At 70.5% G+C, this 24,105-nt stretch carries 19 protein-coding genes; 5 read left to right on the top strand and 14 right to left on the bottom strand.

Annotated features, from left to right (window positions below; all coding sequences use genetic code 11):
- The 6 genes from OG992_RS01940 to OG992_RS01915 all read right to left on the bottom strand — a co-directional run bounded on the left by OG992_RS01940 (position 1) and on the right by OG992_RS01915 (position 6,855).
- Complete coding sequence (locus tag OG992_RS01940; RefSeq protein ID WP_266302119.1) at positions 1–1,293, bottom strand: sugar ABC transporter substrate-binding protein; 1,293 nt, start codon at positions 1,291–1,293, stop codon at positions 1–3.
- 40 nt (positions 1,294–1,333) lie between these two features.
- Complete coding sequence (locus tag OG992_RS01935; protein WP_112678219.1) at positions 1,334–2,173, bottom strand: carbohydrate ABC transporter permease; 840 nt, start codon at positions 2,171–2,173, stop codon at positions 1,334–1,336.
- A gap of 1 nt (position 2,174) precedes the next feature.
- Positions 2,175–3,110, bottom strand: a complete 936-nt coding sequence (locus OG992_RS01930; protein ID WP_238683877.1) for a carbohydrate ABC transporter permease — start codon at positions 3,108–3,110, stop codon at positions 2,175–2,177.
- Positions 3,107–4,210, bottom strand: a complete 1,104-nt coding sequence (locus OG992_RS01925; protein WP_238683878.1) for a LacI family DNA-binding transcriptional regulator — start codon at positions 4,208–4,210, stop codon at positions 3,107–3,109. Before OG992_RS01925 ends, OG992_RS01930 begins: the two co-directional genes overlap by 4 nt.
- A 196-nt stretch (positions 4,211–4,406) precedes the next feature.
- A complete protein-coding gene (locus OG992_RS01920) occupies positions 4,407–6,032 on the bottom strand; it encodes an ABC-F family ATP-binding cassette domain-containing protein (protein WP_266302118.1) in 1,626 nt (541 codons plus the stop codon).
- 211 nt (positions 6,033–6,243) lie between these two features.
- Positions 6,244–6,855, bottom strand: a complete 612-nt coding sequence (locus OG992_RS01915) for a TetR/AcrR family transcriptional regulator (RefSeq protein WP_266302117.1) — start codon at positions 6,853–6,855, stop codon at positions 6,244–6,246.
- A 132-nt stretch (positions 6,856–6,987) separates the two neighbouring features.
- Here OG992_RS01915 and OG992_RS01910 point away from each other — a divergent pair, with 132 nt between their 5' ends.
- Complete coding sequence (locus tag OG992_RS01910; RefSeq protein WP_266302116.1) at positions 6,988–8,082, top strand: aldo/keto reductase; 1,095 nt, start codon at positions 6,988–6,990, stop codon at positions 8,080–8,082.
- Positions 8,083–8,263: 181 nt separating this feature from the next.
- Here OG992_RS01910 and OG992_RS01905 read toward each other — a convergent pair whose 3' ends face one another.
- The 4 genes from OG992_RS01905 to OG992_RS01890 form a co-directional block, all read right to left on the bottom strand.
- Positions 8,264–9,238 carry an alpha/beta fold hydrolase gene (locus OG992_RS01905; RefSeq protein WP_266302115.1) on the bottom strand — a complete coding sequence of 325 codons (975 nt, stop codon included), beginning with the start codon at positions 9,236–9,238 and terminating at the stop codon, positions 8,264–8,266.
- A gap of 75 nt (positions 9,239–9,313) precedes the next feature.
- On the bottom strand, positions 9,314–10,210 hold the full coding sequence (locus OG992_RS01900; protein WP_266302114.1) for an acetyltransferase: 897 nt from the start codon (positions 10,208–10,210) through the stop codon (positions 9,314–9,316).
- Positions 10,211–10,368: 158 nt separating this feature from the next.
- Positions 10,369–11,568: a low temperature requirement protein A gene (locus OG992_RS01895; protein ID WP_238683883.1), complete on the bottom strand. Its 1,200-nt coding sequence runs from the start codon at positions 11,566–11,568 to the stop codon at positions 10,369–10,371.
- Positions 11,569–11,683: 115 nt separating this feature from the next.
- Positions 11,684–13,225 (bottom strand): NAD(P)/FAD-dependent oxidoreductase, encoded by a 1,542-nt coding sequence (locus OG992_RS01890; RefSeq protein ID WP_266302113.1) that lies wholly within the window; start codon positions 13,223–13,225, stop codon positions 11,684–11,686.
- A 219-nt stretch (positions 13,226–13,444) separates the two neighbouring features.
- On the opposite strand from OG992_RS01890, the gene OG992_RS01885 reads away from it, so the two are divergent.
- Positions 13,445–14,407, top strand: coding sequence for an AraC family transcriptional regulator (locus tag OG992_RS01885; RefSeq protein ID WP_266302112.1), 963 nt, complete (start codon positions 13,445–13,447; stop codon positions 14,405–14,407).
- A gap of 236 nt (positions 14,408–14,643) precedes the next feature.
- A complete protein-coding gene (locus OG992_RS01880) occupies positions 14,644–15,750 on the top strand; it encodes a glycoside hydrolase family protein (RefSeq protein WP_266302111.1) in 1,107 nt (368 codons plus the stop codon).
- Between the two features lies 1 nt (position 15,751).
- Here OG992_RS01880 and OG992_RS01875 read toward each other — a convergent pair whose 3' ends face one another.
- Positions 15,752–16,645: an NAD(P)-dependent oxidoreductase gene (locus OG992_RS01875; protein ID WP_238683890.1), complete on the bottom strand. Its 894-nt coding sequence runs from the start codon at positions 16,643–16,645 to the stop codon at positions 15,752–15,754.
- Between the two features lie 140 nt (positions 16,646–16,785).
- Here OG992_RS01875 and OG992_RS01870 point away from each other — a divergent pair, with 140 nt between their 5' ends.
- On the top strand, positions 16,786–17,205 hold the full coding sequence (locus OG992_RS01870) for a PPOX class F420-dependent oxidoreductase (protein WP_196926210.1): 420 nt from the start codon (positions 16,786–16,788) through the stop codon (positions 17,203–17,205).
- Positions 17,206–17,264: 59 nt separating this feature from the next.
- Here the strand turns inward: OG992_RS01870 and OG992_RS01865 are convergent, their stop codons facing one another.
- Positions 17,265–18,149 carry a bile acid:sodium symporter family protein gene (locus OG992_RS01865; RefSeq protein ID WP_266302110.1) on the bottom strand — a complete coding sequence of 295 codons (885 nt, stop codon included), beginning with the start codon at positions 18,147–18,149 and terminating at the stop codon, positions 17,265–17,267.
- Positions 18,150–18,295: 146 nt separating this feature from the next.
- Between OG992_RS01865 and OG992_RS01860 the strand changes: the two genes are divergently transcribed.
- Positions 18,296–19,639 carry a glycoside hydrolase family 18 protein gene (locus OG992_RS01860; protein ID WP_238683892.1) on the top strand — a complete coding sequence of 448 codons (1,344 nt, stop codon included), beginning with the start codon at positions 18,296–18,298 and terminating at the stop codon, positions 19,637–19,639.
- A 61-nt stretch (positions 19,640–19,700) separates the two neighbouring features.
- On the opposite strand, the gene OG992_RS01855 is transcribed toward OG992_RS01860, so the two are convergent.
- Entirely contained in the window at positions 19,701–21,962 is a 2,262-nt protein-coding gene (locus OG992_RS01855) for a hypothetical protein (protein ID WP_266302109.1), read from the bottom strand.
- 10 nt (positions 21,963–21,972) lie between these two features.
- Positions 21,973–24,066: a hypothetical protein gene (locus tag OG992_RS01850; RefSeq protein ID WP_266305131.1), complete on the bottom strand. Its 2,094-nt coding sequence runs from the start codon at positions 24,064–24,066 to the stop codon at positions 21,973–21,975.
- Positions 24,067–24,105: the final 39 nt, after the last annotated feature.

The raw sequence follows: 24,105 nt of genomic DNA, 5'->3' as shown, positions 1-24,105 counted from the left end.
TTACCTCAGAACCTGCTTGCCACCGTCGACCAGCTGCGTGCCGAGCTGATCGAGGGTGATCTTGTTGGCGAAGTACTGCTGGAGGGCCGGGGTGGCGTACTTGGTCTTCCACTCCGGGTAGCCGTCGGCCTGCTGGAACGGGGCGACGGTCAGGTCCGTGGCGCTGTCCGCGGCGACGTCCCAGCCCTGCTTGCCGGCGGTGAGCTTGACCAGATCCTCGTTGGCCTGCTTGCCGGTCGGCACCAACCAGTCACCCTTGGCCAGGGCTGCCATGTTGGTCGGGTTCAGGAAGTACTCCAGGAACTGCGCGGCCTGCTTCTTGTGCTTGCTGTCCTCGGAGATCGACAGCGTCTGCGGGTTAGCGGCCTGCTTGGTGGAGAGCCCCTTGATCGGGGGCACTGTGACCCACTCGAAGCCGGCTGGCGCCTGCTCGACCATCTGCTGGCGCAGCGACACCGAGCCGGGCAGCATCGCGTACTTGCCGCCGAAGAAGCCGGGCAGGGTGTCCGCGCCGCTCATGCCGAGTGCCTCCGGGGAGGCGGACTTGGCGGTGTAGAGCATGTCGTGGATCCGCTTCGGGATCTCCTTCTCGGCGTCGCCGACCTTCACCTCGGTGCGGCCACCGTCGCCGTAGAAGAACGTGCCGTCGTAGTTGAGCGCGAGGTTCAGCACCCGGTTGGTCGGCGACTTCAGCGCCCAGGCCGCGCCGTACTGGCCGGGCTTGGTGAGCTTCTGCGCGTTGGCCTGGAACTCGTCCCAGGTCCAGCCGCCGTCGGCCGGCGGCACGGCGACACCGGCGGCGTCGAGCAGCTTCTTGTTGGCGATGACGACCTGCGACTCCAGCAGGAACGGCACACCGGTGACCTTGCCGTCGACGGTCGCGGTGTCCCAGATGCCCTTGTCGATCTGCCCCTTCAGGTCGTCCGAGACCAGGTCGGAGAGGTCGGCCAGGTAGCCCTGCTTGCTGAACTCGCCGATCGAGGACGCCTCGTAGTGCACGATGTCCGGCGCGTCGCCGCCCTCGAACGAGGTGAGCAGTTGGTCGTGCACCGAGTTCCAGTCACCCTGGACGTACTCGACCTGGATGTCCGGGTGCTCGGCGTTCCACTTGGCGACCAGATCCTTGTTGACCTGCAGAGACTCCTTCTGCCAGGCGAGGCTGAGGAAACGCAGCTTGGCCGGGCCGGAGGTGGCCTCGTCGTCGCCGCCGGCACCGCACGCGGTGAGCGCGCCGAGGCCGATGACCGTGACCGCGGCGGCCGCCGCGAGTCGACGGAATCGGGTACGGAGCATGGGGGATTACCTCCTTGGTGGTGGTGGTTGGGGGGACGGTTCAGCCCTTGACCGCGCCCGCGAGCGACCCGGACGAGAGCCGGCGCTGCATGAACGCGAAGAAGATCAGGCTGGGCAGCGTGGCCAGCAGTGAGCCGGCGGCCAGGGGTCCCAGGCGGGCGGTGCCCTCGATGCCGACGAACCGGGCCAGCGCCACCGGCAGGGTGGCCAGCTCCGGGGTCTTGATCAGCACCAGTGCGAAGAAGAACTCGTTCCAGGCCGAGATGAACGAGAACAGCGCTGTCGCGACCAGGCCCGGAGCGAGCAGCGGGAAGACCACCCGTCGCAGGACCTGCACCCGGGTCGCGCCGTCGACCGAGGCGGCCTCCTCCAGCTCCCTGGGGATGTTGCGGACGAAGCCCTGCAGCATCCACAGCGCGAACGGCAAAGCCCAGACCACGTAGATCAGCACCAGCCCGGCGTGCGTGTTGGCCAGGCCGACCTGCCGCAGCACCAGGAAGATCGGGATGATCAGCAGCACGAACGGGAAGAGCTGGGACAGCAGCACCCAGCCCAGCGCGGCGGTGCCGAGCTTGGAGCGGAACCGGGCGAGGGCGTACGACGCCGGCATGGCGATCAGCACGGTCAGCACCGCCGAGGCGAGGGAGACCTGGAGGCTGTTGAGCGCCGCCCGGCCCAGCTCCTGCTCGGTGAACGCCTGCACGAAGTTCTGCACTGTCGGGTTGTCGGGGATCAACGTCGGGTGCAGGCGTACCAGTTCGCGCGGCGGTTTGAACGCCGTGGAGAGCAGCCAGACCAGCGGGAACCCGAGGAAGATCAGGTAGCCGGCGAGCGCCAGGTACTGCAGCGTCCGGCTCGTGCGGCTCGGTTTTCCGAACATGTCAGTTCGCCTCCCTGAGCCGGCGACGGAGATAGACAGCGAGCAACGCGATGATGATCACGACCATGACGTTGCCAAGCGCCGCCGCGTAGCCGTAGTTGCCGTAGCGGAACGCCTCCTCGTACGCGAACAGCATCGGCAGCATCGTCTTGCCGCCCGGTCCACCGGCGGTGAGCACGTAGACCAGGCCGAACGAGTTGAAGTTCCAGATGAAGTCCAGCGAGGTGATCGCCACGATCACCGGCGCCAGCGCGGGCAACGTGACGTGCCGGAACCGGTGCCAGGTGCTGGCTCCGTCCACCGCCGCCGCCTCGTGCAGCTCGCGACCCACGCCCTGCAAGCCGGCGAGCAGGACGACTGTGGTCTGCGGCATGCCCGCCCAGACTCCGACGATGATCACCGCGGGCAGGGCGGTGCTGAAGTCGCCCAGCCAGTTCGTCCGCAGTCCGTCGGCGCCGATGCGGTGGAAGAACTCGTTGATCAGGCCGGCGTCGGGGTGGTAGACGAGCTTCCACAGGATGCCGACCACGACGGGCGGCATCGCCCACGGCACGACGGCCAGCACCCGCGCCACACCTCGGAACCGCAGTTGCTGGTTGAGCAGCAGCGCCAGCCCGAGGGCGAGCAGGAACTGCAACACCGTCACCCCGACCGCCCAGAGCAGGCCGATCTTGAACGAGTTCCAGAACAGCTCGTCGCCGAGGAGGTCGCGGTAGTTGGCCAGGCCGGTGAAGCTGACCTCGACGTTGCGACCGGCCCGGGCGTCGGTGAAGCCGAGGTAGATGCCGCGCAACAGCGGGAACACCGACAGCACCAGGATCGGCAGCAGCGACGGCAGCAACAGAAGGTAGATGGTGGTGCGGTCGGAGCGGAACCGGTTCGGCCGGCGGGCCGGCTCGGCCCGCTCGACGTCCGGTCGCTCGGCCAGGGTGGTCATGCGGTCACCCCTTCGCTGGACGGGTGGGTGGTCGGTGGGCCTGCCGGGCCGGTGGCAGGTCGAGGGCCCGGCAGAGTCGCGGCGCTGGACGCGCGTACGACGAGACTTGGCGGCACCTGCTCGCGCCGTGGCGGCAAAGTGGCGTCGGCAATGCGTTGCAGGAGCAGTTCGGCGGCTCGGCGACCACGCTCGGCCGAGCCGAGCGAGACGCTGGAGAGCTGGGGAAACATCATCCGGGCCAGCTCGGTGTCGTCCATGCCGACCAGGGCGACGTCCTGTGGCACCCGACGACCGGCGACCAGCAGGGCGTGCAGTGCGCCGACCGCGATGAGGTCGTTGGCGCAGACCAGGGCGTCCGGGTCGGCGCGGGCGAGCAGTCGCTCGGTGGCGGCGCGGCCGGCCGCGTACTGGAAGTCGCCGACCTCGATCAGCTCGTCGTCGAGTCCGATGCCGTGTCGGGCCAGGGCGGCCCGGAATCCGGCGTCGCGGGCGGCGCCCGGGACGGTGTCGAGCGGGCCGTTGACGAAGCCGATCCGCCGTCGACCGGTGGCGACGAGATGGTCCACTGCCAGCGCCACACCGTGCCGGGAGTCGGTACGCACATTGTCGATCGGAGCGTCCGCGTCGAGCTGGCCGACGACCACCACCGGCACCGGACTGTCCACCAGCGCGGTGAGGTGGTCGTTGGTGACCCGGATCGGTGAGACGATCATTCCGTCCACGTAGCGGTTGGCCAGTCGGCGCAGCAGAGCGGTCTCGTTGTCGATCCGCCCGCCGGTGGCGTGCACCAGCAGTTGCCGCCCGGAGGACGCGACCACGGCCTCGATGGCCCGCATCATCTCCACGTAGACCGGGTTGCCGATGTCCTCCACCGCGAGCGCGATCAGGCCGGTGCGCTGGGACTGCAACGACCTGGCGATCGCGTTGGGCACGTAGCCCACCTCGGCGGCCGCCTCGCGAACCTTGCGGATCGTCTCGGGGCTGCCGCCGACGCCGTTGAGCACCCGCGAGGCGGACGCGATGGAGACGCCGGCGCGGGCGGCGACGGTGTGCACCGTGGGCCGACCGTCCGCCGGTTCCTGTAAACGTTTACGACCCACGTCCGGCACCTCCACCCGATAGCTGTAAACGTTTCCGGGGAGTCTGCTCCGTAGGCGGCGGAGAGGTCAACCCCCCGTTACGAAAACGTTTCCAACCCCCCGTACCAGCGAACCCACCCCCGCCCCCACCCCGTTGATCATGAAGTTATTGCCACGACACGCCGCAGCGGAGGGCAACAACTTCATGATCAACCGTTCAGGTGGGAGCCAGCGGGAGGGGTAGCTCTCGGGCTGGCCAGCGGGAGCGGAGTCTGCGGTCATGGCTGGCCACGACGATGGCACCTGGGCCGACGCCCAGGGCGTCCTCCAACTCGTCGCAGAGCGTCGGCGAGAGGTGGTTGGTGGGCTCGTCGAGCAGGAGCAGCTCCGGCGGATCGGCGACGAGCACCGCCAGGGCGAGCCGACGGCGCTGTCCCACCGACAGGTCGGCCACCGGGCGGTCGAGGTCCGCCGGGGCGAGCAGCCCGAGGGACGACAGCGGTACGACATCGGCTCGCTCCACGCCGACGGCCGCGTCGAAGACCTGCCGGGCCGTCCGCCGCGCGTCAGCGAAGACGGTGTCCTGGGCGAGCAGGCCGACCCGCAGCTCCGGTCGTCGCCAGAGCGTTCCGGCACCGACCAGGTGACCGGCGAGCACGGCGAGCAGAGTCGACTTGCCGGTGCCGTTGGGGCCGGTCACCAACAGCCGGTCGCGGGACCTGAGCACCAGGTGCGCCACCCGCAGTCGGCCGGGAACCTCCAGCCGGTCCGCCGTGACGATGACCCCGTCACTGTCGCCGATCGCGAGCGCCGGCGCGTGGAAGCGCAACGGCTCCGGCGGCACCGGAACGGGGTCGCGCTCGATCGTCTCCAGTCGACGGGCGGCGTCGCGGACGCGACGGGAGATCTGGTTCTGCACGCGGCCGGCGGTGTGCCCGTACCCCATCTTCTCGCTGTCGCGCGGGCCCCGGCCGTGGGCGACCTGGTGCCCAGTCACGGCGGCGGCCTCGCGCAGCTCGGCGAGGAGCGCCTGCTCGTCGTCGTAGCGCCGTCGCCACCGTTGCGCCTCGGCCCGCTTCGCCGTCAGGTACGCGGTGTAGCCGCCGCCGAAGCGGACCGGCCCGTCGACCGCCGGGTCCAGGTCGACGAGATCGGTGCAGACCGCGTCCAGGAAGGCCCGGTCGTGACTGGCGACCACTACCACCCCCGGCATGGCACGAAGCTGGTCCTCGCAGAACGCCGCCGCCGCGTCGTCGAGGTGGTTGGTGGGCTCGTCGAGCAGCAGCGCGCTCGGCCGGCGGACCAGCATCGCCGCGAGGGCGAGCCGGCCACGTTGCCCGCCGGAGAGCGCGCCCACCACGCGGTCGTGGGGCAGCCCGCCGAGACCGAGGCCGTCGAGGATCGTGCGGGCACGCCGGTCGGCGTCCCAGGCGTCGCGGTCCTGTGCCCGTTCCAGCACCTCGCCGTACGCGGCCAGCAGCCGGTCGTGCTGCTCAGTGCCCTGCGGCGAGTCGGCGAGCGCGACGCCGATCCGGTCCAGCTCGGCGAGGTCGGCACGGGCCTCGCGCAGCGCGTCGTCGAGAACGGCGGCGATGGTGGTCGATGCCCGCAACGGCAGTTCCTGGTGCAGGAAGCCGACGTCCGGTGGGCGCGTGACGGTGCCGGAGTCGGGTACGTCGACGCCGGCCAGGACCCGCAGCAGTGTCGTCTTGCCGGTGCCGTTCTCACCGATCAGGCCGATCCGGTGGCCGGGCGCGGCGGTCAGGGAGACGCCGTCGAGCACCCGGCGGTCGCCGCGGACCCGCACGAGGTCCTGGGCGATGAGAGCAGGTCGAACAGACATGGGGAACCTCGGAGACGACGATCCGGGGCGCACATCGGCACCCCGATGGAAGCAGGGCATGACGACGGAGGCCGCGGCGACACGGGCGCGATCACGCGCTCGTCGGCGGCCGGTCCGGGTGCTCACCCGGAGATGTCGTCGTCACCTGCCACGTCTGCTCCGATCTCCGAAAACTCGGGCGCAAGGATAACTCGGCGTCGCTGGCCCCCGCTCAGCTCCCGCCCGTCCGCGGGCCTGCCCGCAGCGAGTCGATGGTGAGGTCGAGGACGGCCTCGAGGTGGTCGATCTTTCCGGTGGAGAGCAGCAGCAGCACACCGCCCTGGATGCCGGCGAGCAGTGCCGCGGCGGCCCGGTCGGCGTCGAGGTCCGGGTCGACGTCGCCCGTCGACTGCATGTGCCGGATGCCCTCGGTGATCGCCTTCTGCCAGCGCCACATGAGCCCGGTCACGATGGCCTGCGCGCCAGGCGCTCGCCGGCCGGTCTGGCCGAGCAGACCGTTGAGGGGGCACTTCACCCCCTGGGCGAGGTACCGCTCGATCAGTCGGTCGCGCCAGGCGAGCCAGGCCGGCCAGGACGTCAGGTTGCTGAGCATCGGCTCCTGGTCGAGGAGCACCTGGTCCGCCTCGTGCTGGGCCACCGCGAGCAGCAGCCCTTCCTTCCCGTCGGGGAAGTAGTGGAAGAGCTGGCCCTTGCTGGTGCCGGTGTGGGCCATCACGTCCTCGAGGCGTACCTCGTCGACGCCGCGCTCGCGGATCTCGGCGGCGGCCCCGGCGACGATCCGCGCCCGGGTCGCCTCGCCCTTGCGGGTCAACGCCCGTGTCATGCGACCTCCTGGGTTCGGACCTGCGGGTCCAACCTATCTCGGTTTTTGGACTTGCAGGTCCATTTTTGCCGAGCAAAGGTCGGGAACGCGCGGCCCGCAGCGGGCCGACACCACGATCGGGAGGGCACCACCGTGAACCACTACTACCTGCTCGGGCGGTCCGGTCTGCGGGTGAGCCGGCTGGCGCTGGGCACCATGAACTTCGGCGTCGACGGGTTCCACGCCGCGTACGGCAAGACCGAGGAGGAGGCCGAGCCGATCTTCCGGCAGTACCTGGAGTCGGGCGGGAACTTCATCGACACGGCGGACTTCTACACCGCCGGCGAGAGCGAGAAGATCCTCGGCCGCTTGATCGACCGGGCCGGCGTCCGCGAACGACTCGTGCTCACCAGCAAGTTCACCAACACCGTCGATCCGAGCGACCCGAACGCGAGCGGCAACGGCCGCAAGCACATCATGCGGGCCGTGGAGGCTTCGCTGCGCCGGCTCGGCACCGACTACATCGACCTGTACCTGCTGCACACCTGGGACCGGATCACCCCGGTCGAGGAGGTCGTGCACACCCTCGACGACCTGGTCCGCGCGGGCAAGATCCGCTACGCCGGGCTCTCCGACGTACCGGCCTGGTACGCGGCGCGGGCGCAGAGCTACGCCGAGGCACACGGGCTGGCTCCGATGATCAACCTTCAGCTGCCGTACTCCCTGGTCAGCCGGGGCATCGAGGCGGAGTACGTAGCGATGGCCCAGACCATGGGCATGGGCCTCACCGCGTGGAGCCCGATCGCCAGCGGCTTGCTCAGCGGCAAGTACCGGCGCACCGGTGACGGCCTGAGCGGGACCGGCCGGTTGACCAACCCGGGCACCGGAGGTCGCCAGGTCAGCGCCAGCGAGTGGAAGGTCATCGAGGCTCTGGAGAGCGTCGCCGCCGACCTGGGCCGCAGCATGGCCCAGGTCGCGATCAACTGGGTCGCCACCCAGCCCGCCGTCGCCTCGGTGATCATCGGGGCGAGCAGCGCCGAACAGGTCAGCAGCAACTTCGAGGCGCTCGACGTCGAGATCCCGGCCGATGCCCGTCGCCGGCTCGACGAGGCCAGCGCGCCGGAACTCGGGGCGCCCTACGTGATGTTCACCCCGCAGTACCAGTCCTGGGTGGTGAGCCCCGGCCTCGGCATCGGCGACAAGCCGGTCGGCTACGCCCCACCGGTCTTCAACAGCGCCGCCGCCTAGAACCTCGCGCGCAGCACGCCGCCGGCCCCCAACCCCCTGCCCCGCGATCTTGCACTTGCTGTCCCGACATAAGGGGCGTCCCACTCATGTCGACAACCAAAAGTGCAAGATCGGCGGGGCGGGGCGGGGGCGGGGCGGGGCGGGGCGGGGGCGGGGGCGGGGCGGGGGCGGGGCGGCGGGGTTACCGATGGGTCGGGGCGTCGTTCGTCGGCGCTGGCTCGCCCTCGTAGAGGGCGACGTACCGTCGGCGCCACTCGTCACCGTCGGCGCCCAGGGCAGCGAGGTTGAGGGTGTTGTGTTCGACGCCAAGCGCCGCCGGCAGGGTGCACACCCGCAGCGGTATCGCGTTCGCGTCGGCGATCCGGCGCGGCACGTCGACCGCTGCCCTCAGGTTCACCACGCCGTCGAGCGGGCTGATCGCGACCGCCGCGGTCCGCAGACCGGTCCGCCGGGGCGGGTTCGGCAGGGTACGGGCGATCGTCAGGTACTGGGTGACGGCGGCGAGGGAGTATCCGCGTGACGTGACGCGGTCCCGGAGGACGCGGCGCCCGTACAGCACGATGAGCGGTTTCACCGCGTAGGCCGGCGCCTGTCGCGGGTTCGGACCGAAGAACGGCGACAGCAACAGCAGATGCCGTACGACGTTGCCCGGCACCTGGGCCAGCCAGGTGGCGAGCACGGCACCGCCGGAGATCCCCACGACGCCGACCTCGTCTCCCAGCGCCGCCGCGACGGCCCAGCCCTGCGCGGCGTACGTCGTCAGCTCACCGGCCTCGACCCGGTGGTGGGCCCGCCGGTCGACGGTCCCGTGCTGGGGCGCCCGGGGAACCCAGACGTTGTACCCACTGTCGAAGAACTTCTCGGCCAGCCCCTCGTACTGCTCGGGCGCGAGGGTGTACCCGTGCAACAGCAGCACGGCCCGGCCGGTCCGGGAGCCGTGGCTCAGCAGGCGACTACGCGACTCCGGTCGCACCTCCGGATCGGCCGTCTCGGCGGCGATCATGGCCGCGGCGGCACGGGTGGCCGTGTCGAAGTCGAGCGGTCGGGCCGGCGGAACCCGTAGCCCACGGCGGCCCACCGGCCAGAGGTAGAGCCCGGCGACCGCCGCCCCGGCAAGCGCCAACCCGCCGACGAGGAGCGCGATGATCTCCGGCATGGGCAGATGCTGACAGGGGCCGCGCTCGACGCCGGCTGAGGGGGTGCGCCCGGGTGACCGGGCGCACCCGGTCAGCTATTCCTGGCTGTTCGGCGGCGCGAAGACGACCCGGGAGCGCAACTGCCGAAAGCCGGTCCGCTCCAACTCCGCCAGCACCGCCACCCGGTGGGCGTCCACGTCGGCGATGACCTCGCGGGCACCGCCGGCGGCCAGCACCCGGACCGCCTCGGCCAGCAACTCGGGTCGGACGGCCTCGTCGAGCAGGCCGAGATAGGCGATGAGTGGAAAGCAGGCGTCGCCGGCCGTTCCGACCAGGCCCACCGGCTTACCCGCGTCCATCGCGACGCGCCATCCGTCGAGGGCGTCGCCCAGCCAGGCGAGCGGATCGGTGGCCAGGTCGACGCCGCCGACCGCTAGTGCGTTCTCGACGCCGGTCAGTACGTCCGGCTCGGCGACCCTGGCGACCAGGGCCTTGACCTCCGCGACGTCGACGGGGGCGCGGAAGTCGTACCGTCCGGAGGACGCCGGTAGGGGGGTGCCCGTCCAGGAACAGCGGAGCCGCTCCCCCCGCTCGACAAGCCCGGCGAGCCTGGCGGCCTCCATGGGCGCCCGCACCACGGCCAGCACCTCGGGCCGACGCCGCCAGTGCGCCGGCAGCGCGGCGTGGTACAGACCGGGACCGCCCAGTGCCTGGTGGGCGGCGCGCAGCAGCTCGGCGCCCACCTCCGGCTCGGCGTCCAGGTCGAACCGTTCCAACCACGGGGCACCGACGGCGCCCGGCGGGAGGACCCAGGCTGCCCGACCGACCACCCGGTCGGCACGGAGAGCGACCCAGGTGCGCTCGGGACGGTAACCGCCGCCGGCGATCCCGTCGGCGTAGGCGACCTGGCGCAGTTGCGGCAGCGGATCAGGCATGGAGTCGAACAGGTTTTCCTCGCCCGCGACGAGCGGACGGATGACCAGATCAGTCATGGGTTGGTCCTCCGGGAAGCGCGCGCCCCGGATCAGATCCGCGCGGACGCCGGAGCGCGGAGGGGGCGCAGAACATCGGACATTGTTCTGACCTCCTTCCAGCTCGACGGCGTGCCCGACGACCATACGCGCAGGGGTCGCCGGCTCGCAACGGATCGTCACAGCGTCGGGTTGGTCTCCGCCCCACGCTTGTGCGCACGCTGGTCGTACACGGTGATGCCGGCCAGGATCACCGCCGCGACGGCCGCCACGGCGACCGGCGGGAGCAGCACCATCGGCGGAGCCGCCACGGCGAGCGCCACCGCGCCGTAGTACAGCGCCCGACATCGTGGCGCGGATCGGTCCTCCCGCTCCAGGGCGCTCCGCCCGATCAGGAACAGCACCGGGCCGCCGAAGATGATGGCCACCAGAGCCCAGTCGATCGGCGGGTGCGGATCCTCGATGACCTGACCGAAGCCGACGGCGGTGCAGATGATGCCACCGACGATCAGCAGCAGGCTGTAGCTCGCCCACCGGGACAACTGGATCCCCTCCCCGCTCGGGGTCGAGGCATGGCCGGACCTGACGTGGTAGAAGTAGATCCGCCAGAACGAGACGACCACCACGAACGAGGCGACGAGGACGATGGTTCCCTCGGTGGTGAAGCCCGGGAAGCTGACCGCGGCGCCGGCTTCGAGCACCACCTCGGCGAGAGCGATCATGAAGAACTGGTTGTACCGCTCGGCGAGATGCTCCTGCGAGACGGTGACCCTCAGGCTGTTCAGCTGTCTCCGGCCTATTCGGGGAAGGGGGTAGGTGGTGGCGGCGCCGATCATCTCGATGGCGAGGGCGATGGTCCAGAAGATGCCTCGACCGAGACCGCCGCTGATGCCGCCACTGATCCAGAGCACGCTGGACGCCAGGTGCCAGGTCAGCACCCGGAGCGAGAACGTGTGCGCCGGGTGGCCCCGCAGGGCGAACGCCAGGAAGAGCGGTCGGCCGACCTGGATGACGACGTAGGTGCAGGCGAAGACGACGCCGCGTTGGCCGAAGGCCTGCGGCAACGTGACGGCCAGCACCAGCGTGCCGAACATCGTCGCCAGCAGCACTGCCTGCAGATCGGGACGTCGGGGGTCGTAGGTGCTCGCCAGCAGGGCGTTGAGCGACCAGATCATCCACATCGCCGTGAAGAACAGGACGGTCTGGCCGGCCTCGGACAGCAGTGTGTGCCGGACGATGGTCAGGTCGTCCGCGACCCGCCCGGCGAGGCGGGCCAGCGCGAAGACGTAGACGATGTCGAAGAGCAGTTCCAGGACGGTCGCCGAGCGAGGACTCTTGCTTTCCCCAAGCCCACGAAAGAACTCGGTGCGCGTCAGCACGGACGGCGAGACAGCTCAGCCGGCCAGGGCCGCCGGCACGGGCACACCACTGTGGTGACCCTGTTCCGCTGCCATCGTCCCCGAGCCTCCCTCGCCGACCGGCCCCGCTTGATCCCTATCTGCGTATTTTATCCATCTTCATCGGGTCTCCGTCGCTGATGGCGGATACCGGATCGGCGGTACGCCGGATCATCTGTGCCGTCACCCTGCGGTACGAGCCAGGGTCGACGGGGAACAGCCACTGCCGTGCCCGGGTCAGCGGGCCGACGTTGAGCCCCAACTCGTCGAGCACCTCGTCGACGTTGTGCATCGAGAACGGGATTATGTTCGTGCCGCGAGCGTGCCGTCCGTTGGTGCGCTTCGCCATCCAGAACAGCCGGGCGCGCACCTCGTCGCGCATCCGGACCTCGGTCGGCAGCGTGAGACCACCCCGCAGGTACGCGGCCGTCCAGACCGCCGCCATCTCCGCGCTGAGCGGGCTGAAGAACGACGAGTTGTAGCCGGCGAACGTCAGCCTCGGCACGCCGATCGGCAGGATCTGCCGGTAGAGCATGAAGTTGCCGGCGTCGTCCTGGAGCCGGGCGTGCAACGCGTCGTCGAAGAACGGCACGTGCTGGCGGAAGCCGGTGCCACAGATCACCAGGTCGGCGGGGAGCACCGTGCCGTCGGCCAGTCGGGCGGCGGGCCGGCCACCGTCGACCAGCAACTCGGTGATCACCTGCTCCCGGTGCACGGCGATGCGGCCGTCGGTGACCCGCTCGAAGAAGCCCTCGGTGGCGAGGCTGACAGTGCTGCGGGCGATGTCCTCGAAGCTGCCCTTGGGCACGAGACCCAGCTCGCGCAGGTTGAACTGCCGGGTCGCTACCGAGCCGACGCTGTCGACCATGCGTTGGCGCAGACCGTTCCCCGGGCCGTGCAGGAACCGCTCGAAGCCCCTCAGGTGCAGGTAGCGGAAGAGCGCCTCACCCATCCGGGTGAGCAGCAGGTACTTGTAGTTGAGCGCACCGCCGAGCTTGCGGGGCATCTTCCAGAGCAGCTCGCGCGCCACCACATGGGTCTGGGCGGCGACCTCGCTCACCGGGACCGCCACGTCGCAGGACGACTTGCCGTACCCGACCACGAGGACGTTCTTACCCCGGGCCGCCTCGATGTCGTGGAACTCCCCCGTCGCCAGGACGCGCCCTCCGGCGGCGGTGAAGCTCGCCTGCCCGTCGAAGGACGGAACGAACGGGTCGCAGAAGATGCCATTGGCGACGATCAGGTGGTCGTACCGTTCCACGGTCAGCGGGGCCTGGGCGCCCGCCGGCCGCGAGGTCACCAGCCACCCGGTCTCGTCGTTGACCAACTCGGCCGAGGCGACCTCCGTGGACAGGCGCAGCGCGCTGGCCAGCCCGAACTTCTCCACGTAGCTCTCCAGGTACCGCTGGACCTGTTCTCCCGACGGCCACTGCGGGTAGTCGGCGGGCATCGGCAGGTCGGAGAGGTGGTAGGTGCCCTTGTCGTTCTGGGTGTGCAGGCCGGGGTATCGCCGGGTGCGGCTCCACACCCCGCCGACGTCGGGCGCGCGCTCGAACACTGTGACGTCGAATCCGCTCTGCCGCAGCACCTTCGCTGCGCTCACACCGGCGAATCCGGCACCCACGACGGCGATCCTCATGGTCTCCTCCGAAGAACGAACGAACGAACGGCGCCGGCGCTGACCGCCCGCGGTGGTCGCACGCTAGCGAGCAGACCGGGAAGGTCGCTATCCGCTCGACGCGGACGCTGTCCGCGGTACGCGACAGCACCCTTTTCCTGTCGGGTCGACGGCTTTCGGGTCTGGTCCGGCCCGGTCACGCCTTACGGTCAGCGCGACGGGACGCCCGGGAGGTGTCGGATGGATGCGGTGACGGTCCGGACGGACGACGTCGACCGGGCTCGCGCCGAGGTGGGTCGGGTCTTCTGTCCACACCGGCTCACCCCGCAGGCGGGTGTGCACAGCGTGCGACTGCGGATGGCGGCTCGCCGGGCGGGCGGGGTGGGCGTCATCGACCTGGACTACGGGCAGGCGGTGCGCATCCAACCGCCCGCGCTGGAGAGCTTCTACCTCGTCCAGATCCCCAGCGCCGGCAGCACGATGGTCCACCATGCCGGTCACAGCGTGACCTCGACCCGCGACGTCGCCTCGGTGCTGTCCCCGTACGACTCCTCGGACATGCGGTGGTCCGAGGGATCGCCCCACCGAATCTTCTACGCCGACCGGCGGGCCGTCGACCGGGAACTGGCCCGCCTGCTGGGCCACCCGGTGGACGACCCGGTCCGCCTCGACGTCGGCATGCTCATGACCACGCCGACCGCGCGGGCGTGGGCACGCGGGGTGGCGTTCCTCGCCGACGAGCTGTCCCAGCCGGCGGACGCGTCCCTGTTCGACCACCCGCAGGTAGCCGCCCGTTTCGAACAGGGGCTCATCGGCAAGCTGTTGCTGGCCCATCAGCACAGCCACTCCCACCTGCTGTCCGAGCCGGGCCAGCACGCCCACCCCGGGCGTCTCGTCCGCCGGGCCTGCGCCCTGATCTCCGAACACCACGGGGAGGCACTGACCGTGGGTGACGTCGCCGAGGCGCTACGGGTGAGCGTACGAACACTGCAGGACTGCTTCCGCCGTGAGTTGCAGACCACCCCGACCGCGTACCTGCGGGCCTGCCGGCTCGACGCGGCGCACCGCACGCTCCGCTCGGCCGCGCCGGGGGCGTCCGTGACGACGGTTGCCCTGCACCATGGCTTCGTGCACCTCGGCCGGTTCGCGACCGAGTACCGGAAGCGGTTCGGGGAGTCACCGTCGGCGACGCTGAGGCACTGACCGGGCCGTCCCGCGTCGTACCGTCCCGGCCGCGTGCTGGGCAGGACCCCGACGGTACGACCTGCGGGCGTCAGGTCAGCCGACCGACCCCGGCGCCCGCGGTCTCGGGCTGGCCGGAGTTGACGAAACTGTTATCCGGCTACCGCCGGCGAGTCTCCTGAGGTGAGGCGTTGGCGGGTTCCCCCGCCACCGCAGCATGGAACAGTGCTGCGACCACACACGAGGGAGTCGAGACGATGCGCGCAACCGGCCAGGGCGAAGCGGACGCCGCGAGGGGAAACCGGGGCGTCCACGCGGAAGCCCGACGTGGGATGCTCGGCCGCCTCCCGATCGGCGCGAGGCGTCTGCTGTGGCCGCTCCTCGTGGCCGCCGTGGTCGCCGTACTGGTGACCGGTGTGATCGTCGTGGTGCAGCCCACCGGGCCGACGCCCGCCCCGGCGGCGACGCAGGCGCTCGACGCGCCGCCACCCACGAGCCCGCAACCCGGCGAACAACCCACCACGACCACGCCCACCGCCACGCCGAGCCCGGCGGGGGCGTCACCGACGCCGCCGCCGACGGCGAAGCCGACAACGGGACGTCCGGTCGCCCCGGCAGCCCCGGTGGCGACCTCGAAACGCAAGGGCGTCGGGGTGTGGACCTTCGACGGCGTCAGCCAGGCGCTGGCCAACTCCGGGGCGAGTTGGTACTACACCTGGGACGTGGCCCACTCGGGCGTCACCAGCCCGAAGGGCGCCGAGTTCGTCCCGATGATCTGGGGGGCGAAGAGCGTCACCGCCACCAACCTGCAACAGGCCAAGAAGAACGGCCGCTACCTGCTCGGGTTCAACGAGCCGGACCTGAAGGGTCAGGCGGAGATGACGGTCGAGCAGGCGTTGGAGCTGTGGCCGCAGTTGCAGGCCACCGGCCTTCCGCTGGGTAGCCCGGCGGTGGCCTGGGGCGGCGACCGGCCGGGCGAGTGGCTCGACCGGTTCATGGCCGGGGCGAAGCAGCGCGGCTACCGCGTCGACTTCATCGCCCTGCACTGGTACGGCGGCGACTTCACCACCGCCAACGCTGTCAACCAGCTCCGGTCGTACCTCCAGGCGGTGCACGACCGGTACAAGCTGCCGATCTGGCTCACCGAGTTCGCCCTGATCGACTTCTCCAACGGCGTCCGCTTCCCCAGCCAGGCACAGCAGGCCGCGTTCCTCACCGCGGCGACCCGGATGCTGGGTGGCCTGTCCTGGCTACAGCGGTACGCGTGGTTCGGCCTGCCCGCCACCGACAAGGACCAGACCGGCCTGTTCCGTACCGGCAGCAGCGCGACCGCCGTCGGCCGCGCCTACCAGGCGGCGCGCTGATCTACAGCACGTCGACGTGGTCCCGCCAGGAGTGTTGCGGCTCGTACCCCAACACCCGGCGGGCCTTGTCGATGCTGAGCAGCGTCTCGTGCTCACCCAGCTCCTTACGGACCTCGACGCCCGGGTAGACCTCGGCCAGCAGGCTGGCGCTGGACCTGCTCATGACGGTGTCGGCGTTGGCGATGACGAAGACGTCGGCACCGGGCTGGTCGTGCGCGAGAGCGCGCTCGACCGCCTGGGCGCCGTCGCGGGCGTCGATGTAGCCCCACAGGTTCCACCGGCGCAGCTGCGGGTCGGCGTCGAACGAGGGAAACGGCGCGTAGTCCTCGACGTCCATGACGTTGGAGAAGCGCAACCCCACCATGACCAGCTCCGGGTCCCACCGGCAGAAGTGCCGCGCCATCTCCTCCTCCAGGGCCTTGTTCAACGAGTACGTCGACTCGGGCCGCGGCGCGTACTCCTCGTCGACCGGCGCGTACGGCGGCGGGGTGTCGAACGGCAACCCGAGCACCGTCTCGCTGGACGCCCACACGACCCGCTTGATCCCGGCCGCACGGGCCGCGGCGAACACGTTGTACGTCGCGGCGGAGTTGTTGGCGAAGGTGGTCGCGTTCGACATCAGCCCGGGGGCCGGGATCGCCGCGAGGTGCACGACCGCGTCGACGCCGCCCGCGTGCTCGTCGGCGCCGCCGGTGAACGCCTCCACCACCTGCCCGTAGTCGGTCAGGTCGACAAGCAGGAACTCGCCGTTCACGTCGCGTGGGTCGCGGCCACCGGCCCGGTCCACAGCCAGCACGTCGACGCCCACGGCGCGCAGGTGGGCGACCACGGCACGGCCGAGCTTGCCGGTGGCGCCGGTGACGACGACACGCCTGGGCAGTGTGGATTCGCTCATGACCACATCTTCGCCGCAGGCGACGTCAGCCCGGCAGCCGGGTGGGCTCGGCCCGCCGCGCCGCGATCGCGATCCGAGCGCGATCGGGCGGGCGGGTGCGTAACGTGCAGGGGTAAACGTTGTCGCGACGAGGAGACTTCATGTCCAAGCCACCGCTTCCCGAGGCCGCGGTCGCCATGCTCCAGAAGCCGAACCCCGCCGTCATGACCACCCTTCGCAACGGTGGCCAACCGGTCTCCGCCGCCACCTGGTACCTGTGGGAGGACGGCCGGATCCTGGTGAACATGGACGAGAGCCGCCGCCGGCTGGAGCACGTCCGCAACGACCCCCGGGTGTCCCTCACCGTGCTCGACGAGGCTGGCTGGTACACCCACGTCAGCATCATCGGGCACGTCGCCGAACTGCGCCCCGACGAGGGCCTGGCGGACATCGACCGGTTGTCGAAGCACTACACGGGCAACGCGTACCCACGCCGGGAACGTGCCCGGGTCAGTGCCCTGATCGAGATCGACCGCTGGCACGGTTGGGGCGCGCAGAAGGACAACAACCAGGTCGGCTGACCGCTGCCGTCAGCCCTGTCGCCTCGACGGCTGCCGTCGGGGCGACAGGGCACCGGCCGTCAGGGCGTCAGAGCGGTGGCGGACCGGGCGCCGACGCGGGTCACCAGGAGGCCGAAGGCCGCCGCGGTGAAGAACATGACGATGCCGTAGACGGCGCCCGGGATCGCCATCTGGGTGCTGTTGAGCAGCGCCGGGCTGAGCGCGATAGTGATGGCCAGGGTGCTGTTGTGGATGCCGATCTCGAAACCGGCGGCCGTCGCGGCGCTCCGGTCGACACCGGCGAGGCGCGGCACCCCGTAGCCGATGGCGAGGCTGAGCAGGTTGAAGGCGAGCACGGCCAGGCCGACCGAGACGAAGTAGTCGGCGATGTTCTCCCGCTCGCCGAGCACCGCGCCGGCGATCACCGCGACGAGTACGACGACGGAGATGATCCGGACCGGGCGGTTCAGCCGCTCGGCCAGGTGCGGCATCCGCGCCCGGATGAGCATGCCGATCGCGACCGGGACGAGCACGATGGCGAAGACCTGGAGCACCTTGTCGAACTGCAGGCCGATGCTCCTGCCGTCGGGCAGGAAGTACGCCGCCGACAGGTTGACCAGGATCGGCAGGGTGAACACGGCGAGCACCGAGTTGATGGCGGTCAGGGTGATGTTCAGGGCCACGTGCCCGCCGAACAGGTGACTGTAGAGGTTGGCGGTGGTGCCACCCGGTGACGCGGCCAGCAGCATCATGCCGACGGCCAGCTCGGGTGCCAGGTCGAACGCGAGGACGAGGCAGAAGCAGAGCGCCGGCAGCACCAGCACCTGGCAGACCAGGGCGATGACGGCGGCTCGTGGATGGTGGGCCACCCGGCGGAAGTCCGCCATTGTCAGTCCGAGACCCAGACCGAGCATGATGATGCCGAGGGCGACGGGTAGTCCGATCAGAGTCACGGCGGAGTCCATGGCACAACATCGTTACCACCCGGTAACGCCGTCACAATCCCCCATGTGGCTGGACGGCTCTTGACCCCGGAGGGTGATCGGCTTAACTTCATCAATCAGATAAGTGTCTTTACTAATTCTGCTTGATGTCTCGTGGGAGTGTGCCGATGCGACCATTCCGCCACCGCCGTCTCACCGCCGTCGTCGCCCTGGCGACAGTGCTGGTCACCGCCGCTCCGCCCACCGCCGCCAGCGCCGGTGACAACCACCAGCGCCGCACCGGTTACCACCGGGTCGGCTACTTCACCCAGTGGGGCATCTACGGCCGAGCCTTCCCGGTCAAGAAGCTCGAAACCTCCGGGGCGGCAAGTCGCCTCACCCACCTCAACTACGCCTTCGGCAACGTCAGCGAGGATGGCCGCTGCTATGTGGACGGTGGGCCGGGTGAGGGCGACGCCTGGGCCGACTACCAGCGTCCCGTCCCGGCCGAGGAGAGCGTCGACGGTGTCGCGGACGCACCGGGCCAGGCGCTCAACGGCAACTTCGGCCAGCTCGCCAAGCTCAAGGCCAAGCACCCCAAACTGCAGGTGCTGATCTCGCTGGGCGGTTGGAGCTGGTCGACGTACTTCTCGAACGCTGCCCGCACCGACGCCTCCCGCAAGGCGTTCGTGACGTCCTGCATCGACCTCTACCTCAAGGGGAACCTGCCCGGCGGTGACGGCGCCGCCGGCGGCCCCGGTGCCGGGGCCGGCGTCTTCGACGGCATCGACCTCGACTGGGAGTGGCCCAACTGGGAGGGTGAGCCCGGCAACGTCATCCGCCCGGAGGACCGGGAGAACTTCACCAAGCTGCTCGCCGAGTTCCGCCGGCAGCTCGACGCGTACGGGCGCACGACCCGCGCGCACCACCCGCTGACCGCGTTCCTGCCGGCCAGCCCGGCCACCATGGACGCCGGCTACGAGGGCCGCAAGATCTTCAAGTACCTGGACTTCGCCACAGTGCAGGGGTACGACTTCCACGGCGGCTGGGACGCACGGGCCAACCAGCAGTCGGCGCTTCGCGTCCCGGCGGGTGCCCCGGACAACCCGGACTTCTCCGTCGAGGTGGCCATCGACGGCTGGATCGCCCGTGGCGCGCCGCGGGACAAGCTCGTTCTCGGCATCCCCTACTACGGTCGCGGCTGGACCGGCATCACCGGCGGCGGCAACGGCCTGTTCCAGCCGGCCACCGGGCCCGCGCCGGCCACCTTCGAGGCCGGGTACGAGGACTACAAGAAGTTGAAGACCCTGGCCGGTAACGGCTACACGGTGCACCGCGACGTGCGCGCAGGACACGCCTGGTTGTTCGACGGTACGACGTTGTGGACGTACGACGACCCGGCGGTCGTGTTGCAGAAGACGCTCTACATCCGACGGGCCGGCCTGGCCGGCGCCATGATCTGGTCGCTCGACGGCGACGACGACAACGCCACGCTGACCAAGACGATCGGCCTCGGCCTGACCACCTGGTAGCCGTACGTGTGCCACCCGGCCCGCCGCCGGCCGACTCCTCGGCTGGCGGCGGGCCGCCGTGTCACGCCGTCGGGCTGCTGTTACCCGACGTGCCGAGGTGGACGTCGACGTCGGCGACCCCGGTCATCTGGTCGTACGCCCTGGTCTTGAGCCGGTTGGTCTGCACCTCGCCGTCGAGCAGCGCCGCCCGCAGAGCCTCCGCGTCCGCGATCTCCTTGCTGGTCACCGCGTCGGCCGCGGTGGTCGCACCCTGCACGACCTCCAGGTGAGTGCCGTCGGTGGGCATCAGCTCGGCCCACTTGGCCAGGCAGTAGACCCGCTCCGGCACCTCCTGGCACTCGCTGGTCAGGTCCGGCATCTCGTCGCCGGTGCCGAGGTGGCTGGTGCGGAACGCACCCAGTTCGTCGACGAACGCGGCCAGTTGCTGCTCCACGGCCGGCGCGAGCCGGGTCGCCACGGCCTTGCCGAAGATCCACCGCAGCGCGGCCAGCTCCATACCGGCCCGCACCGGAAGGTAGAGCTTCGCCCAGCTGGCGTTGAGGAAGTCACTCGGGTCGCGCTCGGGGGCGCGGGCGTCACCGGCTGACCACCAGCCGGGGTACGACACGAACGAGGCGCGCTCCCAGTCGAAGACGCGGTGCCAGAACTCGATCTCCCACGCCTCGTCCCGCACACTGGCCGGGAAGTGCGCCTCGACGATCTGCGAGACCATCTCGTTGACCGGCGAGAACCCGCCGCGCAGCCGCGCCTCGAACTCGTCAGCGGCCTCCTCCGCCGCCGCCAGCGCACCGTCGCGCTTGTCCTGCCAGTCCTGCAGGTCCGTCAGATAGCCCGCTACCAGCGCGTTGTAGGCGGCGTCGTCGGCGTTCTCGGCGACCAGCGTCGGGGTACGCCGGAACGTGGCGGCGAGCTGCACGTCGGCGCCGGGACCGGCGAGCCAGCTGGCCGCGCCGACGTGGATGCGTACCCGCAGCGCCGGCTGACCGTTGGCGTCGGTGACCACCGGAACGCCGACCACCCGAGCCGCGATGCCCGACGGCGGCCGGCGGGTGATCAGGGTCAGGTTCTGCCGAATGGCCTCGATGTCGCCGTCCCACTCCCACCCGCTGTCGAAGGCGACGTCGATGTCGTAGTCGGCGCTCATGTCGCCGGTGAATCCCCACTTGTCGAGTGTGACCACCGGGGAGTAGATGGTGCGGGTCTCCACGGCGGCCGGCACGCCGGGCGCCGGGGGCACCGGCTTGACCGGCATGGTGGGCAGCGCGGCGAGAGCGTTGTCTCTGATCCGCTGGCGGCCGTCGGTGATCTTCTTGGCGAACGCCAGCGCCGGGTCCTTCACCGTCGGCGCCCAGCACACCCGGGCGCCGTAGCGTTCGTGGGCAAGCTCCAGCCGTTGCAGCACCTTGAAGTAGTGCAGAGTGATCGGCGTTGCCCGGTTGGGGTTGCGTACGGTCCGCTTCGAGGTCGACTCCATGCCGGTCTCGCTGACCAACTTGAAGTCGGTCTTGTGCTGGGTGCGGTAGCGGGCGGCGACCTTGGAGGTGGCGGTCTGACTGTCCTTGACCGCACGGCGGCTGGTCTCCTGGCTGGCCGCCGTCACGCTGCGTGTGTAGCCGATCGTGTGGCTGGCGTTGAAGGTGCCCCAGACGCCGGTCGGGCTGGTGTACTGGCCGGTGTGGCTGGCGTTGAGCCCCCAGGTGTCGGTGAGCGACTTCTGCCGCTCGAAGCCCTCCTGCAGTTCCGTGGTGAGCGCGCTGGTCAGCTCGACGTCGGTCTGCTTCTCCGTCTCGTCCTGCTCCTCCAGGGTCAGCTCACGCTTGGTGTAGGTGCGCTGCTCCAGCACCGCCTCCTCGCCGGGCGCGAGCGCCAGCGCGTAGACGTGCTCGCCGAGCGCGAAGCCCACCGGCCGGATCCGGGTCCGGTCGAGGAACGCGATGCCCACGTCGGACTGGAGCAGACCGGCGACGAACTCCGCCTCCTGGTCACCGAGGAGACTCTGGCGCCGGGCCGGCGGCTCACGGTTGGTCATGCCCGAGTCCTGCCCCGGCAGCGCCGCCTCGGCGGCGTCCATGTCGTTGGCCTTCCACAGCCCCGACAGGCCGAGTTCCTTGAGCAGGTGCGGCAGCCGGTCAGGGGAGAGCCCGCCGTACCGCATCGCCTCGATCAGCGCCTGCTTGACGTAGAACGGCAGCAGGGGCGTCTCGCCGTCGTCGAAGGTGAGCTGGACCGGCACGAAGTAGTTGGAGTAGACGTAGCGGTCGGAGTGCGCGGTGCTGAACCCCAGCGTCGCCAGGTCCGCGTCGGCGACGACGACTTCACCCATCGGTGCTCCTCTAGAGTGGCAGTTTGAACAGGGTTTGCAGGCCCTGGTACGTCATCTCGTGCGAGGTGACGAAGAACCCGGGGAACAGCTGGCTGAGGGCGGCCTGCCGAACGACGGTCTCCCGCACGGCGTGCGCCGTCAGCTCCTCCAGGCCGGCGACGACCTCAGCCGGCACCCCGCCCTTCCTGGCCCGCTGGTAGGCGTCCGCGATCGCCTCCCAGCGACCGTCGAACGCCTCGCCGAGGTCGTCGGCGACAGTGCCCCACGTCTTCTCGAAGCGCTCCAGCTTCGTCGACGCGGTCCAGTCCACGTTGGTGACCCGGGCCGCCTCCGAGTCGACCAACAGCAGGTCGCTGCGAAGCTCACCGACGGTCGTGGACGCCTTCCAGCCGAACCGCTCGGCGAGGTGGGCGGCCAACGCCTTTTCCGCGCCGGCCGCGGACGGGCTCCGGGTGAACCCGACGAGGCGCAGCAGCAGGTCCCGGTCCGGGTGGCTGAGCAGGAGCTGGGCGACCGTCTGCCGTAGCACCGCGTCGGAGCCGCGCAGGGCAGCGGCCAGCTCCGGGTTGGCCGCGCGGACCGCCTCGACGACAGTGGCGAGTGACTTCTCCGCGAACGGCTGCAACCCCGGTGAACCAGCGACCAACTGGGCGGTGTCGGCCGCCATCCGCCGGTGCACCTGTTGGCCGAGCCGCCAGGGTTGCGCCTGCCCGGCCTTGCGCAGCGCGCGGAACTCCTCGTACGCGGCGGTCTGCAACGCCCGGTTGAACACGGTGGTCAGGCGCTGCTCGAGCTGACGGGCGATGGCGGCCCGCACCGCGGCGGCCCGGATGTCGCGGGGGGCCTTGGGCGGTTTGAGCTCGCGCAGGTCCTCAACCCGCTTGATGATCTCGTCGAGCGCCTGGTTCAGCTCCGCTCGGCTGGCCGAGCGACCGGCCGACGACACCGTCTCCGACATGCACGCCATCAGGACCGGCTTGCCGTCGGCGCTGATCAGCGCGCCGAGTCGGGCGCCCGCACCCGCCCCGGCGAACGCCTCGGCGTGCGCGGCCTGGTTGAAGACGGTCAGGGTCAGTTCGGCGTCGACAAGCAGCGTCCGGCCCTGTCGGAACAACGCGTCGAGCACCTTCGGCGGAAACAGGGTACGCAGCACGGCCAGGCCTACCTGTGGTGTGGCCAGCAGTGCCGCCCGGCCGATCGCGACGAGCAGCGCGGCGATCTGGGTGGTCAGGAGACGGACCTCGGCGGCGGCCTCCCGGGCGCCCACGATCAGCAGCGGCACGTACCGGATCGCGGCGCGCACCGCCACGCCACCGAGTAGCCGGACCAGTTGGACCAGGCCGGTCAGCACCTGGAACAGGTCGCCGGCGATCCTGCCGAGCAGCCGGCCGGCGGCGAACGGGTCGAGTTCCTCCAGGTGCCGCGCGAATTCTGCCGCCCAGCCGCGCCAGAGCGTCAGCAGCCGCTCGGGCACGGTGCTCGGGTCCAGCGCGGCCACGACGCCGGCCAGCGCCTCGCGGACGACGGTGGCCTGCTCGGCGAGCCGTTGCAGACCGGCCCGGGGGTCCACGGTGAGCACGATCAGGGTGGTCAACTGCTCCTGCTGGAGGCGACCGACCAGCTGCACGAGTTTGCCGAGGTCGACCACCACCGTCGCGAACGACTCCCCGACGCCCACCAGGAAGCCGTCGAGGAACAGCTTCGGATTGATGCCGTTCCAGGCCGCGTAGTGGCGCATCGCGTCGAGCAGCGCGGGGTCGAGGCCGAGCAGGAATCGTCGGAACGCGCCATCCGTGTCGACGTCGGAGGCGGCCAGGTCGAAGAACGCCTCGGCCAGCCTGAGCCTCGCCAGCATCGCGACCAGGTCCCAGACGTTGTCGGCGGAGATCCGGCCGGTCATCGCCTGCAACACCCGGTCGCGGGTCATCGAGCGGGTGGCGTGCGCGTCTACCCAGTACCGTACGGTCAGCGCGACGAACTCCACCCGCGGATCCTGGGTGCGTCCACCGTAGACCGCCGCCCGGTTCTCGGCGGACACCCGCGGCACACTGAACCACTCCCGGATCATGACGGTCTCGCCCGTCGGCTGCCCCAACGTCCCCACCTCCTCCGGCGCAGTGCACTGTCCGGGCAGGGAGATTCG

The sequence above is a fragment of the Micromonospora sp. NBC_00362 genome (assembly GCF_026342155.1).
Taxonomy (GTDB): domain Bacteria; phylum Actinomycetota; class Actinomycetes; order Mycobacteriales; family Micromonosporaceae; genus Micromonospora; species Micromonospora hortensis.
Note: the sequence above shows the minus strand (reverse complement) of the source record. Positions and strands in the feature narration are given on the sequence as shown.

Coding starts and splice junctions, on each gene's coding strand:
- OG992_RS01940 (WP_266302119.1), bottom strand. CDS start 1,293: ATGCTCCGTACCCGATTCCGTCGACTCGCGGCGGCCGCCGCGGTCACG.
- OG992_RS01935 (WP_112678219.1), bottom strand. CDS start 2,173: ATGTTCGGAAAACCGAGCCGCACGAGCCGGACGCTGCAGTACCTGGCG.
- OG992_RS01930 (WP_238683877.1), bottom strand. CDS start 3,110: ATGACCACCCTGGCCGAGCGACCGGACGTCGAGCGGGCCGAGCCGGCC.
- OG992_RS01920 (WP_266302118.1), bottom strand. CDS start 6,032: ATGTCTGTTCGACCTGCTCTCATCGCCCAGGACCTCGTGCGGGTCCGC.
- OG992_RS01915 (WP_266302117.1), bottom strand. CDS start 6,855: ATGACACGGGCGTTGACCCGCAAGGGCGAGGCGACCCGGGCGCGGATC.
- OG992_RS01905 (WP_266302115.1), bottom strand. CDS start 9,238: ATGCCGGAGATCATCGCGCTCCTCGTCGGCGGGTTGGCGCTTGCCGGG.
- OG992_RS01900 (WP_266302114.1), bottom strand. CDS start 10,210: ATGACTGATCTGGTCATCCGTCCGCTCGTCGCGGGCGAGGAAAACCTG.
- OG992_RS01890 (WP_266302113.1), bottom strand. CDS start 13,225: ATGAGGATCGCCGTCGTGGGTGCCGGATTCGCCGGTGTGAGCGCAGCG.
- OG992_RS01885 (WP_266302112.1), top strand. CDS start 13,445: ATGGATGCGGTGACGGTCCGGACGGACGACGTCGACCGGGCTCGCGCC.
- OG992_RS01880 (WP_266302111.1), top strand. CDS start 14,644: ATGCGCGCAACCGGCCAGGGCGAAGCGGACGCCGCGAGGGGAAACCGG.
- OG992_RS01875 (WP_238683890.1), bottom strand. CDS start 16,645: ATGAGCGAATCCACACTGCCCAGGCGTGTCGTCGTCACCGGCGCCACC.
- OG992_RS01870 (WP_196926210.1), top strand. CDS start 16,786: ATGTCCAAGCCACCGCTTCCCGAGGCCGCGGTCGCCATGCTCCAGAAG.
- OG992_RS01865 (WP_266302110.1), bottom strand. CDS start 18,149: ATGGACTCCGCCGTGACTCTGATCGGACTACCCGTCGCCCTCGGCATC.
- OG992_RS01860 (WP_238683892.1), top strand. CDS start 18,296: ATGCGACCATTCCGCCACCGCCGTCTCACCGCCGTCGTCGCCCTGGCG.
- OG992_RS01855 (WP_266302109.1), bottom strand. CDS start 21,962: ATGGGTGAAGTCGTCGTCGCCGACGCGGACCTGGCGACGCTGGGGTTC.